The 518-nt window shown below is 55.0% G+C and carries 1 protein-coding gene; it reads left to right on the top strand.

Features of this window, described 5'->3' with window-relative positions:
- Window positions 1-176 precede the first annotated feature (176 nt).
- Window positions 177-518 (top strand): IS110 family transposase (locus H663_RS41195; RefSeq protein ID WP_165803995.1); only part of this gene is annotated, 342 nt, incomplete at its 3' end.

Raw genomic sequence — 518 nt, forward strand, 5'->3', positions numbered from 1 at the left:
ATGGCCGAGGGGCACCTCGGTCTGAGTGCTTGGATGCCGTTGCCGACCTTGGGCTTTACCGCCCGTGACGTAGATTTTTTGCACCAAGCACTCACCCTCGTTCCACGATCGGACAGTATCTTTGGCCCACCTCTGGTGTGAGCCCGCATTCACAAGGTTGATCTTTCGAGTTTCTTATGCACACACATTTTCTTGGCATCGACATCGCCAAATCCAAGTTCGACTGCGCGTTGGTTCGCCCCGACGGCAAAGTTCGCAACAAAGTTTTATCCAACAACGCTCAGGGCTTTGCCCAATTACTCACCTGGCTTGATGCCCATGGCGTCAGCTCCTGTCAGCTCAGCCAGCTGCACGTTTGCATGGAAGCCACAGGCATCTATTGGGAGGCCTTGGCCGAGTTCCTCTGCGATCAGGGCATCGCTGTCAGCGTCATCAATCCCGCTCAGATCAAGTCTTATGGGGCCTCTCGCCTGATGCGGTCCAAGACAGACAAGATCGATGCGAACTTGATCGCTCAC

The sequence above is a fragment of the Limnohabitans planktonicus II-D5 genome, from assembly GCF_001270065.2.
Lineage (GTDB): Bacteria > Pseudomonadota > Gammaproteobacteria > Burkholderiales > Burkholderiaceae_C > Limnohabitans_A > Limnohabitans_A planktonicus.